General features: G+C 70.8%; 13 protein-coding genes. 4 read left to right on the top strand and 9 right to left on the bottom strand.

Going from position 1 to position 15,895, the window contains the following annotated elements:
- Positions 1 to 3: 3 nt before the first annotated feature.
- Complete coding sequence (menD, locus tag ACXJ3V_RS04280; protein WP_457099023.1) at positions 4 to 1,863, bottom strand: 2-succinyl-5-enolpyruvyl-6-hydroxy-3-cyclohexene-1-carboxylic-acid synthase; 1,860 nt, start codon at positions 1,861 to 1,863, stop codon at positions 4 to 6.
- Positions 1,864 to 1,865: 2 nt separating this feature from the next.
- Entirely contained in the window at positions 1,866 to 2,339 is a 474-nt protein-coding gene (locus ACXJ3V_RS04275; protein ID WP_457099022.1) for a PLDc N-terminal domain-containing protein, read from the bottom strand.
- 112 nt (positions 2,340 to 2,451) lie between these two features.
- On the opposite strand from ACXJ3V_RS04275, the gene ACXJ3V_RS04270 reads away from it, so the two are divergent.
- Positions 2,452 to 2,733: a DUF4229 domain-containing protein gene (locus ACXJ3V_RS04270; protein ID WP_457099021.1), complete on the top strand. Its 282-nt coding sequence runs from the start codon at positions 2,452 to 2,454 to the stop codon at positions 2,731 to 2,733.
- A 3-nt stretch (positions 2,734 to 2,736) separates the two neighbouring features.
- On the opposite strand, the gene ACXJ3V_RS04265 is transcribed toward ACXJ3V_RS04270, so the two are convergent.
- Positions 2,737 to 3,717: a 1,4-dihydroxy-2-naphthoate polyprenyltransferase gene (locus ACXJ3V_RS04265; RefSeq protein ID WP_457099020.1), complete on the bottom strand. Its 981-nt coding sequence runs from the start codon at positions 3,715 to 3,717 to the stop codon at positions 2,737 to 2,739.
- Between the two features lie 81 nt (positions 3,718 to 3,798).
- On the opposite strand from ACXJ3V_RS04265, the gene ACXJ3V_RS04260 reads away from it, so the two are divergent.
- The gene (locus tag ACXJ3V_RS04260) at positions 3,799 to 4,182 is read left to right on the top strand and encodes a VOC family protein (protein WP_457099019.1); all 384 of its coding nucleotides are present in this window, start codon (positions 3,799 to 3,801) and stop codon (positions 4,180 to 4,182) included.
- A gap of 17 nt (positions 4,183 to 4,199) precedes the next feature.
- Here ACXJ3V_RS04260 and ACXJ3V_RS04255 read toward each other — a convergent pair whose 3' ends face one another.
- Together ACXJ3V_RS04255 and ACXJ3V_RS04250 are read right to left on the bottom strand one after the other, a co-directional pair.
- Positions 4,200 to 5,354, bottom strand: a complete 1,155-nt coding sequence (locus tag ACXJ3V_RS04255; RefSeq protein WP_457099018.1) for an AMP-binding protein — start codon at positions 5,352 to 5,354, stop codon at positions 4,200 to 4,202.
- A 7-nt stretch (positions 5,355 to 5,361) separates the two neighbouring features.
- Positions 5,362 to 6,261 carry a 1,4-dihydroxy-2-naphthoyl-CoA synthase gene (locus ACXJ3V_RS04250; protein WP_457099017.1) on the bottom strand — a complete coding sequence of 300 codons (900 nt, stop codon included), beginning with the start codon at positions 6,259 to 6,261 and terminating at the stop codon, positions 5,362 to 5,364.
- Between the two features lie 76 nt (positions 6,262 to 6,337).
- Here ACXJ3V_RS04250 and ACXJ3V_RS04245 point away from each other — a divergent pair, with 76 nt between their 5' ends.
- Both ACXJ3V_RS04245 and ACXJ3V_RS04240 read left to right on the top strand, forming a co-directional pair.
- Complete coding sequence (locus ACXJ3V_RS04245; RefSeq protein WP_457099016.1) at positions 6,338 to 6,871, top strand: hypothetical protein; 534 nt, start codon at positions 6,338 to 6,340, stop codon at positions 6,869 to 6,871.
- 4 nt (positions 6,872 to 6,875) lie between these two features.
- The gene (locus ACXJ3V_RS04240; protein ID WP_457099015.1) at positions 6,876 to 9,722 is read left to right on the top strand and encodes an ATP-binding cassette domain-containing protein; all 2,847 of its coding nucleotides are present in this window, start codon (positions 6,876 to 6,878) and stop codon (positions 9,720 to 9,722) included.
- A 15-nt stretch (positions 9,723 to 9,737) separates the two neighbouring features.
- On the opposite strand, the gene metH is transcribed toward ACXJ3V_RS04240, so the two are convergent.
- From metH to ACXJ3V_RS04220, 4 genes are all read right to left on the bottom strand, one after another.
- Positions 9,738 to 13,394 (bottom strand): methionine synthase, encoded by a 3,657-nt coding sequence (gene metH, locus ACXJ3V_RS04235; RefSeq protein ID WP_457099014.1) that lies wholly within the window; start codon positions 13,392 to 13,394, stop codon positions 9,738 to 9,740.
- Positions 13,395 to 13,691: 297 nt separating this feature from the next.
- Entirely contained in the window at positions 13,692 to 14,489 is a 798-nt protein-coding gene (locus ACXJ3V_RS04230; RefSeq protein ID WP_457099013.1) for an LLM class F420-dependent oxidoreductase, read from the bottom strand.
- Positions 14,490 to 14,553: 64 nt separating this feature from the next.
- Positions 14,554 to 15,513, bottom strand: coding sequence for a permease prefix domain 1-containing protein (locus ACXJ3V_RS04225; RefSeq protein ID WP_457099012.1), 960 nt, complete (start codon positions 15,511 to 15,513; stop codon positions 14,554 to 14,556).
- Between the two features lies 1 nt (position 15,514).
- Positions 15,515 to 15,850: a PadR family transcriptional regulator gene (locus tag ACXJ3V_RS04220; protein ID WP_457099011.1), complete on the bottom strand. Its 336-nt coding sequence runs from the start codon at positions 15,848 to 15,850 to the stop codon at positions 15,515 to 15,517.
- Positions 15,851 to 15,895 lie beyond the last annotated feature (45 nt).

Below are 15,895 nucleotides of genomic sequence, written 5' to 3'. Positions count from 1 at the left end.
GGATCAGCGCGGCAGCGGAACCTCGATGAGCTGCCTGCCGCCGACCGGTGAGGTCAGCGCCTGATCGAAAGCGCTGCGGGTGGTGACGCGCCGGTACTCCCACCCGTAGGCGAGCGCGAGCTGCTCGAGTCGCACGGTGTGCGGTGTGTAGAGCACGCGGTCCATCGCGTCACGGCCCGCGACGCCCGCAACCTCGAGGCCGTCGAAGATCGTGCCGCCGCCGTCGTTGCCGACGATGACCTGAAGGCGCGGCGCGCGCTCCCCGGGGGCGAGGAGCAGGGCGCCGACGTCGTGCAGGAACGCGAGGTCGCCGAGCACGACGCGCGTCACCCCGGGTCGCCCCCCGGCCTGGCTGGCCAGCGCGATGCCCATCGCCGTCGCGACCGTGCCGTCGATGCCGGCGAGACCGCGGTTCGCGTGCACGGGCACCTTCTTGCCGCCCAGCACCGCATCGGCGACCCGGACCAGCCGGGACGAGCCGAACACGAGCCGATCGTGCGGCCACGTGGCCCGCCACACCGCGTCGACCAGCCCGGCGCGGTCGAGGGGTGCCCGGATGGCGCCGAGTTCGGCGGCGATGGCGCCGAGGCGCTCCCCCGGCACGGCGGACGACAGCCCGTCGGCATCGGGGGCGGGCGGCGAGAGATCTACGGATGCCGCGCGCGAGGCGCGCAGCCAGTCACCCAGCCACTCGCTGTCGACTTCCCCGGGGGCCACCGCCAGAGCATCGAGTGGCACCGTGGCGTCGTTGAGGTTGAGCGGCTCCCCTGGGCCGCGGACCGCGAAGACCGCGATGTCGGGATCGGACAGCAGTGCGGCCACCTCGCGGCTGAGCGTGGGGTGCCCCAGCACGATGGCGCGCTCGATGCGCCCGCCGAGGTCGGGATCCGCCAGCAGTTCGCGATAGCCGTGCACGAGGTTGCGACCGAACCGAGCGCCGCTGACGATCTCAGCGATGAGGGGCCAGCCCCCCTCGTGTGCCAGCAGCTCCGCGTCGGGGCCGGCATCGGCGCCCGCGATGACGATGGTGCGCGGTCCGCGCTCGATGACGTGGGGCCGGTCCTCCGGCTCGATCGGCACATCGGATTCGCCGATGCCTCCGCCGCCCTGGTAGAGGGCGCCGAACACCTCTTCCTCGGCCTCATCCTCGACCGGCGCGGCATCCGGGTCGGGGTCGGCCTCGACGATGAGCTCGACCTCGGCGGCGCTCAGCCAGACGGGGAGATCTCCGGCGAGCGGCTCGCGGAACGGCAGGTTGAGGTGCACCGGACCCGGCGAACGGGTTCCCGCGCCGAGCGCCGCGGCGACGGCGTCGCCGGCGATGGCGCGGAGCATGGCGCTCTGCTCGGAATCGCCGTCGGGGTCGGTCAGCTCCGGAACGGGGACGTCGGCTTCGAATCGCACGTTCGGCGCGAACATCCCGGGCTGCCGAGTGGTCTGGTTCGCACCGACGCCACGCAGCTCGGGCGGGCGGTCCGCGGTCAGCAGCAGCAGCGGGACGCCCGCGTGGTGGGCCTCCAGTGCCGCCGGCAGCAGGTTGGCCGCCGCAGTGCCGGACGTGCAGACGACGGCCGCCGGCATCCCGTCCTCACGTCCGATGCCCAGGGCCGTGAAGCCGGCCACCCGCTCGTCGATCCGCACGTGCACCGACACCGCTCCGCGTGCCTCGAGCTCGGCGGCGACGAGCGCGAGGGACTGAGAGCGCGATCCGGGGCTGAGCACGATGTGGCGCACGCCGTGCTCGAGGAGCGCGGCGATGAGCGCGGCAGCCGCATCGGTCGCGGGCGCCGGAGTGGCGCGCGGATCGTCGCGCGGCTCGTTCGTCTCGGGGACGGCGTTTTCGCCGCCCGCTTCTGGGTCCATGCTCAGCCGACGGCTCCGCGCTGGCCGCGGCCGTCGTCGTCGGCATCGGGTGCCGCCCCACGCACCGGCGGATCGGCGGGGGCGCCGGTCTCGGTGGGGGCCGCCGACGTCTTCGGGGCGCTCGCGTCCGGAGTCTGCCACTTCGGGTCGTCATCCTCGGCGTCGAGCTGCGCGAGCTCCTCTTCGAGCCGACGGATGCGCTCGTCCTGATCGCTCATGGTGCCGATCCGGCCGAGGAACTCGATGTCGTCGTCTGGCGCGGAGCGGGTCGGAAGGGCGCTGGCGCGCACGCGGCCGACCACGAACCAGAGGATGCCGCCGAGCACCGGCAGCAGGATCACGATGAGGATCCACACTGGCTTGCTGACGCCGCGGTGGCGATACGAAGGCTGGGCGGCGCAGTCGACGATGGTGAAGACCCAGAACGCCGTCAGCACCAGGGCCAAGATAAGCAGCACCCTCGTCACAATCCCCATCCTAGGCGTGCTGCGCCCGGTCTGGCCGGGTCGTGACCGAACCGTCGCCCGCAGGTATGCCCCCGACGACCCGTGAACCATGGCCTGGCCGAACCGAACGTACGATGAACAGGTGAAAGTCCGCTCCGCGCTCGTCTACACCGTCCTGCGGCTGCTCGCCTTCCTGGTCCCGTTCGCGATCCTCATGCTGTTCCCGATCTTCCGCGAGCTGTACTGGCTCGCCGCCATCTTCGCCGCGCTGATCGGGCTCAGCCTTTCGCTGCTGTTCCTGCGCCGCCCGCTCACCAGCGCGACCGAGGGTCTGGCCGAGCGTCCGCGCAAAGCGCGGAAGACGCCGAGCGATGAGGACGTCGAGGATGCCGCCGCCGACGCCGCGGACGGTTCTCCGCGCTGAGCGTCAGCCGACGAAGGCCCAGAACAGGAACCCGCCGTACGCCAGTGAGGTGGCCGAGGTGAGCGCCAGGGCGATGACGAGCTCCTTCGGCAGCCGGTAGGTCCACACGATGAGGATGGCGGGCAGCGCCGCGAGCAGGGCGAGCAGCGTCAGCCAGGCGATCGGGTAGAACACCGCCAGGAAGCAGGCGATCGCGAAGGCGACGAGCACGAAGGCCGTGAAGAGCCACTTCGTCGCTTTGCGGCCGATCAGCACGGTCAGCGTGCGCTTGCCGGCGATGCGGTCCTGGTCGATGTCGCGCAGGTTGTTGGCCAGCAGCACCGCGCAGGCGAGCAGTCCAGCGCCCACTCCGCCGAACCACGCCTCCTGCGGGATCGCGAGCACCTGCACCCAGGCGGTGCCCACGGTGGCGACGAGCCCGAAGAAGACGAAGACGAACAGCTCACCGAGCCCGTAATAGCCGTAGGGCCGCTTGCCGCCGGTGTAGAACCAGGCGGCGACGATGCACAGGGCGCCGACCAGCAGCAGCCACCACTGCTGGGTGCGGATGACGACCGCGAGACCGGCGAGCGCCGCGATCGCAAAGAACGACAGCGCGACGATCAGCACAGTGCGGGGCTTCGCCTTGCGCGATGCGGTCAGTCGGGCGGGCCCGACCCGGTGGTCGTCGGTGCCGCGGACGCCGTCGCTGTAGTCGTTCGCGTAGTTCACGCCGATCTGCAGGCTCATCGACACGACGAGGCAGGCCAGCGCGAGCACCCAGTGGAGCTGCTGGTCGACGAGGTGCGCGGCGCCCGTGCCGATCAGGATCGGGGTGACCGCGAGCGGCAGCGTGCGCAGCCGCGCAGCGCCGATCCAGTCCCCTGCTGTCGCCTTCTGCACCCGCACCGGGCTGCCCGACTCACGCACCTTCTGCGGATTTCCCCGCGACGGCTGCTTCTTCGGACCGGACGTGCTGCGCTTCTTGCTGGGGGTGCCTGCCACGAGGTGAAATCCTAGATCCCCGAGACAGCTCTTGCCGCCACCCCCTGGCCGTGGCATCCGTTCCCGCGCGAAAATGTCGGCATGCTGACCATCGCAACGACTGTGCTGACCGTGGAGGACATCGATCGTGCGGGGGAGTTCTGGCGCGCGGCCCTCGGCTACGTCAATCGCGCCGAGCCCTCCGATGACTGGGTGATCCTGGATCCGCCCTACAAGAAGCATTGGGACGCGCCGGGTGCGAGTATCGCGCTGTCGGTGACCGGCTACCCGCAGCACTACCCGCCGCGCATCCACCTCGATCTCTACGCCACCGACCAGTCCGGGGAGATCTCCCGACTGCTCGCCCTCGGCGCGCGGGAGGTCGACTGGGACGACTACCCCGAGGACGCCGACTGGATCGTGCTCGAAGACACCGAGGGCAACCGGTTCTGCGTCGTCGACACCGGCCCGGCCGACGCGGCCTGAGACCCGGCGACCTACACCTAGCGGAGCGCGCCGATCGCGCGGCGAATCGCCTCGCGGTCGGGCTTGCCCGAGGGCAGCGTGGCGAGCTCGTCCACGAGCACGAGCCGGGTCGGCCGGGCGTGCGCTCCGATCTCGGCGGCGACGGCGTCGCGCGCCTCCTCGAGCTGCACGGATTCGCTGCGGCGGAGGGCCTCGCCACGAGAGGCGACGACGACGGATGCCTCGCCCCAGCGGTCGTCGGGCACCCCGACGACCACGGCGGAGGCGAGCCCGGGCACCCCGCGGACGATGCGCTCCACGCGGTCCAACGAGATGTTCACCCCACCCGAGACGATGACATTGTCGATGCGCCCTCGGACGCGCAGGATGCCGTCCTCCCAGAGCCCGGAGTCGCCGGTGCGGTACCACCGGGTGCCGTCGGCATCGCGGCGGAACGCGGCATCCGTCGCCGCCGGCTCACCGAGATACCCGTCGGCGAGCGTCGGGCCGGCCACCTGCACCTCGCCGTCTTGGATGCGGAGCGAGACGCCGTCGAGGGGCGCCCCGTCGTAGACGCAGCCGCCGCTCGTCTCGGTCGAGCCGTAGGTGCGGACGATCCGGGCTCCCGCGGCCTGCGCGCGCTCGAGGATGACGGGCGGCAGCGCCTGCCCGCCGACGAGGATCGTCTCGAAGGAGCGCAGGGCTGTGGCGACGGAGCTGTCGTGCTCGGCGGCGTCGAGCAGCCGCGCGAGCTGCGCCGGCACCAGCGACGTGTAGGTCGGCACTCGCCGGCCGCCGTCGCTGGAGACCATGAGGTTCGCGGTGGCGGCGAACGCGGTCGGCGTGAAGGAACCGGAGAGGATCGCGGGCTCGCGGCCCGAGACGATGGCCCGGACGAGCACCTGCATGCCGGCGACATAGCTCGCCGGCAGGGCGAGGAGCCAGGCCCCTTCACCGATGCGCGCGCCCGTCGCCAGCGCGCTGGCGGTGAGCGCGTCGCGGCTGAGGACCACGCTCTTCGGCACGCCGGTCGAGCCCGAGGTCGTCACGACGACCGCCGTGCCCGGCCGCACCTCGGCAGGCAGGTCGCTCACCATCCCGAGCCCGAGGGCGGGGCCGGCGCCGTGGATCGCCGAACGCAGGGCCCGCATGATGTCGCGGGGGTCGTCTCCGATGACGGGTTGGAGCTTCATTTCCTGCCTAGTACTGCCATGGGTAGGGCGCCCAGTCCGGGTCGCGCTTCTCGAGGAAGGAGTCGCGGCCCTCGACGGCCTCGTCGGTGCCGTAGGCGAGCCGGGTGGCCTCACCCGCGAAGACCTGCTGGCCGACGAGCCCGTCGTCGACCGCGTTGAACGCGAATTTGAGCATGCGGATCGCGGTGGGCGACTTCGTCAGGATCGTCCGCGCCATCGCGATCGCCTCGCGCTCGAGCTCGGCGTGCGGGACGACCCGGTTGACAGCGCCCATCTCGAAGGCGCGCTGCGCGGAGTACTCCTCGGCGAGGAAGAACACCTCGCGCGCGAACTTCTGCCCGATCTGCCGGGCGAAGTACGCCGAGCCATAGCCCGCGTCGAACGAGCCCACGTCGGCGTCGGTCTGCTTGAACCTGCCGTGCTCGGCGGACGCGATTGACAGGTCGCACACGACGTGCAGGGAGTGACCCCCGCCTGCCGCCCAGCCGGGGATCACGGCGATGACGACCTTGGGCATGAACCGGATGAGCCGCTGCACCTCGAGGATGTGCAGGCGGCCGGCGCGCGCGGGGTCGGTGACCGCATCGGACTCGGAGTATTTGTAGCCGTCGCGGCCGCGGATGCGCTGGTCGCCGCCGGAGCAGAACGCCCAGCCGCCGTCCTTCGCGCTCGGGCCGTTCCCGGTGAGCAGCACGACGCCGATGCGGGGATTCTGCCGGGCATCGTCGAGTGCCCGATAGAGCTCGTCGACGGTGTGCGGACGGAACGCGTTGCGCACCTCGGGGCGGTGGAACGCGATGCGAGCGATGCGGCCGTCCTTCGACACGTGAGCGGTGATGTCGGTGTAGGAATCGGCGCCGGATGCCGGCACCCACTCGTCTTCGTCGAAGAGATCGGAAACGGTCACCTGGTCAGCCTACGGCCGGTCGCGGTCGGACGTCATGCGGCCGCAGGCGGCGGATCGGGGGCCGTAGCCTGGAACGGTGACTTCGACTCTTCGCACACTGACCGCCACGGCGGCCGTGGCCCTGCTCCTGTCCCTGGCCGCGTGCTCGTCCTCTCCCGCGTCCGACACGGCTGCGCCGTCGGCCTCGGCATCCGCCGACGGAAGCTGCGCCGGCGTCACCGTCGTCGTCGACGCGAGCGCCTTCGATGAGGCGGACGACATCTCCCAGTCGCAGTGCATCGAGACGGACGAGGCGATCGCCGCGAGCGACGCACTCGCCGAGGCGGGGGTCACGACCGAGGGCACCACCGAGTACGGCGACCAGGTGGTGTGCCGCGTCGACGGCCTGCCCGCCGAGGACGTCGCGCTCACCGCGGAGGACGGCTCGGAGTACTTCGAGACCTGCGAGTCGATGCCCGCCGGCTTCGCGTACTGGTCGCTGTGGGTGCAGCCCGAGGAGGGCGAGTGGGCGTACGCGACCGAGGGCCTGTCCACCCTTCAGCTCGAGCCGGGCGAAAGCGTGGCGCTGCTGTTCACGCTGAACGGCGAACCGGCCGCGCCGACTTCCTAGCCCCATGACCGTGCGACTCGAACCCCTGCGCGCCGCGGCGGCGCTCGCGGCGGGGTTCGTGGTCGTCCGGGTCCTGTACCGGGTGCTGTTCCACGGCGCCGACGGGTCCGGGGCGGTGCTGCTCGACCTCCCCGAGGTGCCGCTGCCTGCACCGTTCGCGCACGTCGTGCTGCTCGGGCCGGTCACGACGGGTGGGCTGTGGGATGCCGCGGCGAGCGCACTCCCGATCGCCATCACGATCCTCGTGTTCGGCCTGATCAACGCCGTGGTGGATCTGCCCCGCGTGATCGCGCGCGGCGCGCGTCGGGGTCCGCTCCGCGGCGTCGCGCGCACCCTGGCGGTGGCGTGGGCGACCCTGCCCGCGCTGGCCGACGCGGTGCGCGCCGTGCGGTTCGCACAGCGACTGCGCGGCGAGCGGGGCGGTGTGCGGCTGCTGGCTCCGGTGCTGAGCAGGACGCTCGCCCGGGCGACCGCGGTCGCTGCGGCCCTCGAACTGCGCGGGCTCGCCGGGCGGCCCGTCGAGGGCGACTGCCTCTTACCCGTAGAGGTGCGAGGCGCCGTGCTCCGCCATCGAGGTGCCGCCGAGGGCGCGGTCCGTGTGCCCGACCTGCTGCTCGAGCCTGGCACGCTCACCGTCCTGGCCGGACCCACGGGGGCCGGCAAGTCGACGCTGCTGCGGGCCCTCGCGGGTCTGCACACCCACGTCGACGGCGGCGGCATCGACGGCATCGTGCGGGTGGTCGGGCATGACCGCACGGCCGTACCCCCGCGCAACACCGCACAGCTGGTGGGTGTGGTGCTGCAGCATCCGCGTGAGGCGTTCGCGACCGACCGCGTGCGCGACGAACTCGGACTCGCGCTCGAGCTTCGAGGCGTCGCCGCCCGGATCGTGCACGCGCGCGTCACCGACGTCGGCGAGCGCAGCGGCATCACCGACCTCCTCGACCGCCCGCTGCGTGGCCTGTCGGCCGGTGAGGCGACGAAGGTCGCCATCGCCGCGGCGATCGTCCAGCACCCTATCCTGCTGCTCGTCGACGAACCGCTCGCCGACCTCGACGCCGACTCCCGTCGCGAGATCGTCGAGCTGCTCAGGGCGCTCGCGCACGACGCCGGCGTGTGCGTGGTCGTCGCCGAGCACCGCGTCACCGAGCTCGACGCGATCGCCGACCGGCGGATCGAGCTCGGCAGCGCACCCTTTGTCGACGAGAGCGTCCCACCGCGCGCGACGGCACATCCCGACCGTGCGACATCCGCTGCGGGAGGACTCCAGGTCGATCGGCTCGATGTGCACCGCGGCTCGCATCTGGCGGTCGCGGGGGCCACGTTCTGCGTCGGGTCGGGTGAGATCGCGGCACTCGTGGGGCCGAACGGGGCCGGCAAGTCGAGCCTGCTCGCCGCGATCGCGATCCCGGATGCCGCGGCCGCTGTCACCGTCGGCGGCCGGCCCGCACGCGGGTCCGCCTCCAAGCACGACCGACGCGCCGGCGGGGTCGCCCTCGTCCCCGACCTGTCCGACGACCTGTTCATCTGCGACACCGTGCGAGCGGAGTGCGCCCACGCCGACCGGCGCGCGGGAGAGCCGCGCGGCACGACACTGACGAGGTGGGCGGGCTTCCTTGGCAAGGCTGCCGACGACCCGGAGGTCGCGGCCCAGGCGGCGCGGCATCCGCTCGATCTCTCCGTCGGCCAACGCCGATGCCTTGCCATCGCGCTGCAGCTCGCCGCGGCACCGCGCGTGCTGCTCGTCGACGAGCCCACGCGAGGGCTGGATGCCGCGGCTCGCGCTCTCGTCGCCGCGACGCTCCACGACGTCGCGTCGGCGGGTGCGGCCGTGCTCATCGCGACGCACGACCCCGACTTCGCCCACGCGGTCGCTGCCTTCCTCCTTCCGATGGAGGCCGGGAAGGTGGCGCCCGCACGCGTGCCGGTCGGCGCTCGACCATCGGCCGTCGAGCGGGGTGCGCAGGGCGAAACACCTCAGCCCGCCGCGGCGCGTTTCGTCTCGCTTCGCTCGCTCAACGACCCTTCTCCGGTAAGCGAGGGCCCTTCGCTCCCGCGCCCCGCGGCGCGTTTCGTCTCGCTTCGCTCGCTCAGCGACCAAGGCCGGATCCGCACCATCGCCGTCGCCGCGGCGAACCTCGTCGCCTTCGCCGCGTTCGCCTGGCCGCTCGTCGTCTACGCGGTGCCCGCGCAGGCACAGGCCGCAGTGCCCGCGGCGGCATTCGCGCTCGCACCGCTCGCGGCCGTCGTCATCTTCGGCGCCCTCGACGGCACCGTGCGCACCGCGCATACCCTCGCTCTGCTCGGCACACTCGCCGCCATCGGCGCAGCCATCCGGATCGTCGGCACCGGCGTCGGCGGGGTCGAAGCGGTGTTCGTCCTGCTGATCCTGGCCGGGCGCGCGTTCGGTGCGCGGTTCGGCCTGCTGCTCGGCCTGTTCGCGATCCTGCTGTCGTCGGTCTTCACGGGTGGGATCGGCCCGTGGACGCCGTTCCAGATGTTCGCCTGCGCGTGGGTGGGCGCGGGTGCGGGTCTCCTCCCCCGCCGGGTGACGGGCACCGCCGAGGTCGTCATGCTCTGCGTGTACGGGGTAGTCGCCTCCTACGCGTTCGGGCTCATCATGAACCTGTGGTTCTGGCCCTTCGCGGTCGGTTCCGGCACGGAGATCTCCTACGTCGCGGGTGCACCGATCGGCGAGAACGTGGCGAGCTTCCTCCTGTACTCGCTCGTGACGTCGACCGTCACGTGGGACACGCTGCGCGCGATCGTCAGCGTCGTCGGGATCGTCGTCGTCGGGCGGGCGATGCTCACCTCGCTGCGGCGGGCGAAGGCCGTCACACCGACCGTGTGACGCGGCCCTCTCGACTCAGACCGAGAAGTACTTCGCTTCGGGGTGGTGGAAGACGAACGCGTCGGTCGACTGCTCGGGGTGCAGCTGCAGCTCTTCGCTGAGCTCGACGCCCATCCGCTCCGGGCGCAGCAGCTCGACGACCTTCCTTCGGTCCTCCATGTCAGGGCACGCGGGGTAGCCCAGCGAGAAGCGCGCGCCGCGGTACTCGAGCTTGAAGTGACCTGCGATGTCGTCGGGATCTTCCTCGGCGTGGCCGAGCTCCGACCGGATGCGCGCGTGCCAGAACTCGGCGAGCGCCTCGGTCAGCTGCATCACGAGGCCGTTCAGCTCGTAATAGTCGCGGTACTTGTCTTCGGCGAACAGCTTCGCCGTCACGGCGTCGATGCGCGAGCCGGCTGTCACCAGCTGCACCGCCATCACGTCGATCTGGCCCGACTCGCGGGACCGCACGAAGTCCGCGAGGCAGAGATGCCGGTCGCGGCGCTGCCGCGGGAAGTGGAACCGCAGTCTGTCCGTGCCCAGCGCGCCGCCCGAGCCGCCGTCGGGGGCGAGCAGACCAGCCGCCCCGAGGATGCCGGACGCGTCGTCGCCATGGTGCAGGACGACGATATCGTCGCCTTCCGAGACCACCGGGAAGTACCCGTACGCGACCGAGGCGTCGAGCATGCCTTCCGCGAGGATGCGGTCGAGCCAGTAGCGCAGCCGCGGTCGTCCCTCGGTGTCGAGGAGCTGCTCGTAGGAGAGCCCGCCTTCGCCGCGGCCGGGCTTGAGCCCCCACTGCCCCATGAAGGTGGCGCGCTCGTCGAGGAACGCGGCGTAGTCGTGCAGCGCGATGCCCCGCGAGATGCGGGTGCCCCAGAACGGCGGCACCGGCACCGGGTTGTCGGAGACGACATCGGACCGCGCGGGCATCGCCTCGGGCTCGGTCAGGGTGAGCTTCGCGCCCGCCCCATGGATGCGCTTCTTCAGCGGCGGCAGTCCGACCTCATCCGGCGCGGCGCCGCGCGCGATCTTCACGAGAGGCTCCATCAGGGTGAGGCCCTCGAATGCGTCGCGCGCGTAGCGCACCTCGCCGTCGAACTGCCCGGCCAGGTCGTCCTCGACGTACGCACGGGTGAGCGCGGCACCGCCGAGGATCACCGGCCAGCGCTTGGCGAGACCGCGCGACTGCAGCTCCTGCAGGTTCTCCTTCATCACGACCGTGGACTTCACGAGCAGGCCCGACATGCCGATCACATCCGCGTTGTGCTCCTCGGCGGCGGCGATGATGTCGGCGATCGGCTGCTTGATGCCGAGGTTCACCACGTCGTAGCCGTTGTTCGTGAGGATGATGTCGACGAGGTTCTTGCCGATGTCGTGCACGTCGCCGCGTACGGTCGCGAGGATGATCTTCCCCTTGCCCGAGGCATCCGATTTCTCCATGTGCGGCTCGAGCAGCGCGACCGCGGTCTTCATCGTCTCGGCGGACTGCAGGACGAACGGCAGCTGCATCTCGCCCGACCCGAACCGCTCGCCGACGATCTTCATGCCTTCGAGCAGGTGGTCGTTGATGATCGAGAGCGCGCTGAGGCCGCCGGCGCGCGCGAGGTCGAGGTCGGCCTCGAGTCCCTTGGACGCACCGTCGATGATGCGTCGCTCGAGGCGCTCGCCGACCGGCAGCGCGGCGAGCTCGGCCGCGCGCTGATCGCGGACCGCCGCCGTGTCGACACCGGCGAACAGATCGAGCATGCGGGCGAGCGGATCGTAGGTCGTGTTCCCCTCGGCATCGAACTCGCGCCGGTCCCACACCAGGTCGAGCGCGACCTGGCGCTGCTCCTCCGAGATCGAAGCGAGCGGCACGATCTTGGACGCGTCGATGATGCCCGAGTCGAGTCCCGCCTCGACGGCCTCGTGCAGGAACACCGAGTTCAGCACGCTTCGTGCAGGAGGGTTCAAGCCGAACGAGACGTTCGAGACGCCGAGGGTCGTGTGGATGCCTGGGTACTTCGCGTTGAGGCGGCGGATCGCGTCGATCGTCTCGATCGCGTCGCGCCGCGTCTCCTCCTGGCCTGTGGCGATCGGGAAGGTGAGGCAGTCGACGACGATGTCCTCGACCTTCATCCCCCACTCATCGACGAGGGTGTCGACCAGGCGCGATGCGATGCGGATCTTGTCGTCGCCGGTGCGCGCCTGCCCCTGCTCGTCGATCGTGAGCGCGATCACGGCCGTGCCGTGCTCCTTGACGAGCGGCATGATGCGTCCGAACCGGCTGGTCGCGGCATCCCCGTCTTCGAAGTTGACGGAGTTGATGACGGGTCGTCCGCCGATGAGCTCGAGCCCGGCACGGATGACGGCGGGCTCGGTCGAGTCGATCACCAGGGGCAGCGTCGACGCGCTGGCGAAGCGCGACACGACTTCGCGCATGTCCGCGACGCCATCGCGACCGACGTAGTCGACGCACACGTCGAGGAGGTGCGCGCCGACGCGGATCTGGTGGCGCGCGATCTCGACGCACTCGTCCCAGTTCTCGGCGAGCATCGCCTCGCGGAACGCCTTCGACCCGTTCGCGTTCGTGCGCTCCCCGATCGCGAGATAGGACGCGTCCTGCTCGAACGGCACGTGCTGATACAGACTGGCGACGCCCGCCTCGACCTCGACCACGCGGTCGGCACGCCTCGTCTCGCCCGCGGCCTCGGCCGACACCCGCAACGGGCGCAGCCGGTCGACGACAGCGGCCAGGTGCTCGGGGGTCGTGCCGCAGCATCCGCCGATCAGCCCCAGCCCGAATTCGCGGACGAACTGCTCATGTGCGGTCGCGAGCTCGGTCGGGCTCAGCGGGTAGTGCGCTCCGTCGGCAGTGAGCACGGGAAGGCCCGCGTTCGGCATGCAGGCCACCGGCACTGTCGAGTGCTTGGAGAGATGGCGCAGGTGCTCGCTCATCTCGGTGGGGCCGGTCGCGCAGTTGAGCCCGATCGCGTCGACGCCGAGCGGTTCGAGCGCGGTCAGCGCAGCGCCGATCTCACTCCCCATGAGCATGGTGCCGGTCGTCTCGACGGTCACCTCGACGAAGATGGGCAGACGGATGCCGCGGCTCACGATCGCCTGCTTGCAGCCGTTGACGGCCGCCTTGGTCTGGAGCAGATCCTGCGACGTCTCGATGAGGAACGCGTCGGCGCCGCCGTCGATGAGACCCTCGGCCTGCTCCGCGAACGTCTGCTTGAGGTGCTCGTAGGTGGTGTGCCCGAGGCTGGGGAGTTTCGTGCCCGGACCCATCGAACCCAGGACCCACCGCATCCGTCCGTCGCCGGCTTCTGCCGCATCGACCCGTTCGCGCGCGATCCGGGCGCCCGCTTCAGCGAGCTCGGCGATGCGATCGTCGATGCCGTAGTCGCCGAGGTTCGACCAGTTCGCGCCGAACGTGTTCGACTCGACGGCATCGATGCCGACCGCGAGGTACTCGTCGTGGATCGCGCCGATCATGTCGGGGCGGCTGATGTTGAGGATCTCATTGCAGCCCTCGAGCTGCTGGTAGTCCTCGAGCGTCGGGTCGTGACGCTGGAGCATCGTGCCCATCGCGCCATCGGCGATCACGACGCGCGTGCGCACCGCGTCAAGCAGCGCCTGGGAGCGCTCGGGGCGGGGAACGCCGTCGATGTCGAGGGCGAAACGGGGCTGAGGGGTATCGCCGGTCACCAGCGCGAGTCTAATCGGGCGAGCGCGTGACGGCGCCGTGGTTACGGGGCGCCGCCGGATGCCTGTCGTACCCGCACCCGCTGTGCGATGATCGCGCCATGGCAACGGATCCTTCTCCCCGGCCGACCTGGAGGGCGCGCCTGCGGCGTGTGTTCTTCGGCAAGCCGCTCACGCACGAGCAGATGACGGGGATGGGGTCAGCCGATGCGGCCTCGCGGCGTGTGGACCCGGTGGCACTCGCAGCCCAGACCGCGCATCACAACGCGCGCTTCCAAAGCCCGAGCATGTAACGCCCGGTCAGGACCCGTTCTTGGCGTCGCGCCAGCGCAGCCAGGAGCGCACGAGGTCGTAGTCGTAGTCGGGGCCCGGGAATGCGAGGGTGAAGATGCGCGTGCCGACGTCGTACAGCGCATCGGCGACGTCTTCGCCACGGCGATGAAGCTCGTTCGAGATGACGAGCGTCGAGGTGTCGCGCTCCTCTTTCTCCGCCCACTGCTCGATCACGCTGAGCTTGTGCGCCACTTCCTCAGCGGGCACGAAGCTGTGCCAGATGTCGGCGTGCCGCGCGACGAGCCGGAGCGTCTTCTGCTCGCCCTTGCCGCCGATCATGATCGGGATGCGGCGGGTGGGCGGCGGGTTGAGCTTGTCCCACCGGGTCGTGATGCGCTCGAGGCCATCGGCGAGGTCGTTCAGGCGCGATCCCGGGGTGCCGAACTCGTACCCGTACTCGTCGTAATCGCGCTCGAACCAGCCGGCGCCGACGCCGAACAGGAATCGCCCGACGCCGTCACGCGCACTGATGTGGTCGAGGGTGCGGGCCATATCGGCCTGCAGGTCGGCATTGCGATAGCTGTTGCAGTGGACGAGGCATCCGAATTCCACACGCTCCGTCTGCTCGGCCCACGCGCCGAGCATCGTCCACGCCTCGTAGTGCAGTCCGTCGGGATCGCCGGAGAGCGGGAAGAAGTGGTCCCAGTTGAAGAGAATGTCGACGCCGAGGTCTTCCAGCTGCAGCACCGCGTCGCGCAGCTGCGGGTAGGTGACGTGCTGGGGCTGCAGCTGCACGCCGAGGCGCACGGGAGTGTCGAGAAGCATGGGGCCAGCCTAGGGCGCCGGGCACAGCTCGGGCCCCGGACGTTTCGTCCGGGGCCCGAGGCCGTCAGCGGGCGCGACGCGCCTTCAGGAAGACGTCGATGATGCCCCAGATGGTGAACCCGACGATGCAGAACCCCGTGATGACAGCGATGATCGAGGCAACCTCGGCGGCATCGGAGGCGTCGGGGATGACCGCGGGGAAGAACGCCGGATTCAGCAGCCGGCCGTTCACGAGCAGGATCATCGCGGGGACGGCGATTGCCAGATCGAGGAGCGTCTTGGTCACGGCGAGGGGAATGGTCCAGCGGCCGACGAGGTACACGATCACGCCGAGGCCCGCCTCCACCGCCATGAGGATCAGCAGCACCGCGATCCACCACGGCCACAGTCCGGGGTTGAGGACCGGAGGGAGATCGTCGATCCAGGCGAAGCCGAAGCCGATCGTCTGGTCCCAGACGAGAGCGGCGGCGCCGATCGCGAGGAACACGATGTTGGCGATCATGTCGACGAACCCTGCGCCCTGAGCGCGCGGCTCCGGCAGGTGGTCCACCGTCCAGACCGTCAGGGGCTTCGCGCCGGCGGACCCGCTGCGCTCGACCACGGCGAACACCAGCGTCGTCCAGAAGAAGAGGTGCACGGTCGTGGTGAGCAGCACGACCCAGACCGTGCCGACGATCTCGCCGAACGGCTTGCCGGCGAGTGTGAGGCCGAGGGCGACGCCGAACGCTGCGAAGGGCAGGACGATCCACAGCAGAAGCTTCAGCAGCCGCCACCAGTCGAGATAGTACCGAGGCCCGATCAGGTGCAGCGGCCGGTCGGTGTAGCCCGCCGCCAGCTTGTCGGGGTCGCCGAGGTCGGTGAGCACGGCTCGCTCGGCCGCCTCCGGGGCATCGCCGCCTTCCACGCGGGCGTCGATCTGGTCGCCGATCGACGCGCGGAGCTCGGCCGACAGGTCGGGGCGCTGCTTCTCGGGGACGGTGCGCATCGCAGCGTCGACATAGCGGTCGGTGAGTGTCGAGGTCATGTCAGTCCTCCTGTCCAAGTGCGTCGATCGCACCTGCGATCGCGCGGAATTCATCGGTGAGTGCTGCGGCCAGGCGCGCGCCTGCCGTGCTGGTGCGGTAGAACTTGCGAGGCCGCGCCTCGTCGGTGTTCCACTCGCTCGTAAGGTGCCCCTGCTTCTCGAGTCGGCGCAGCAGCGGGTAGAGGGTGTTGGCATCCGTGTCGAACCCGCGCGCGCCGAGCTGTTCGAGCAGCCCGTAGCCGTAGCCGGGCTGCTCGAGCAGTCGCAGGCACGCGAGCACGACGGTGCCGCGACGCAGCTCCTGCAGGTGCGTGTCGAGTGCTTCCGTCTCGCTCATGTCTCACACTGTACTGTGTCTCACACACTATAGTCAATGACACAT

It is taken from the genome of Microbacterium sp. P5_E9 (genome assembly GCF_054049175.1).
The sequence above is the reverse complement of the archived record's forward strand: the minus strand, read 5'-3'. Positions and strand labels throughout refer to the sequence as shown.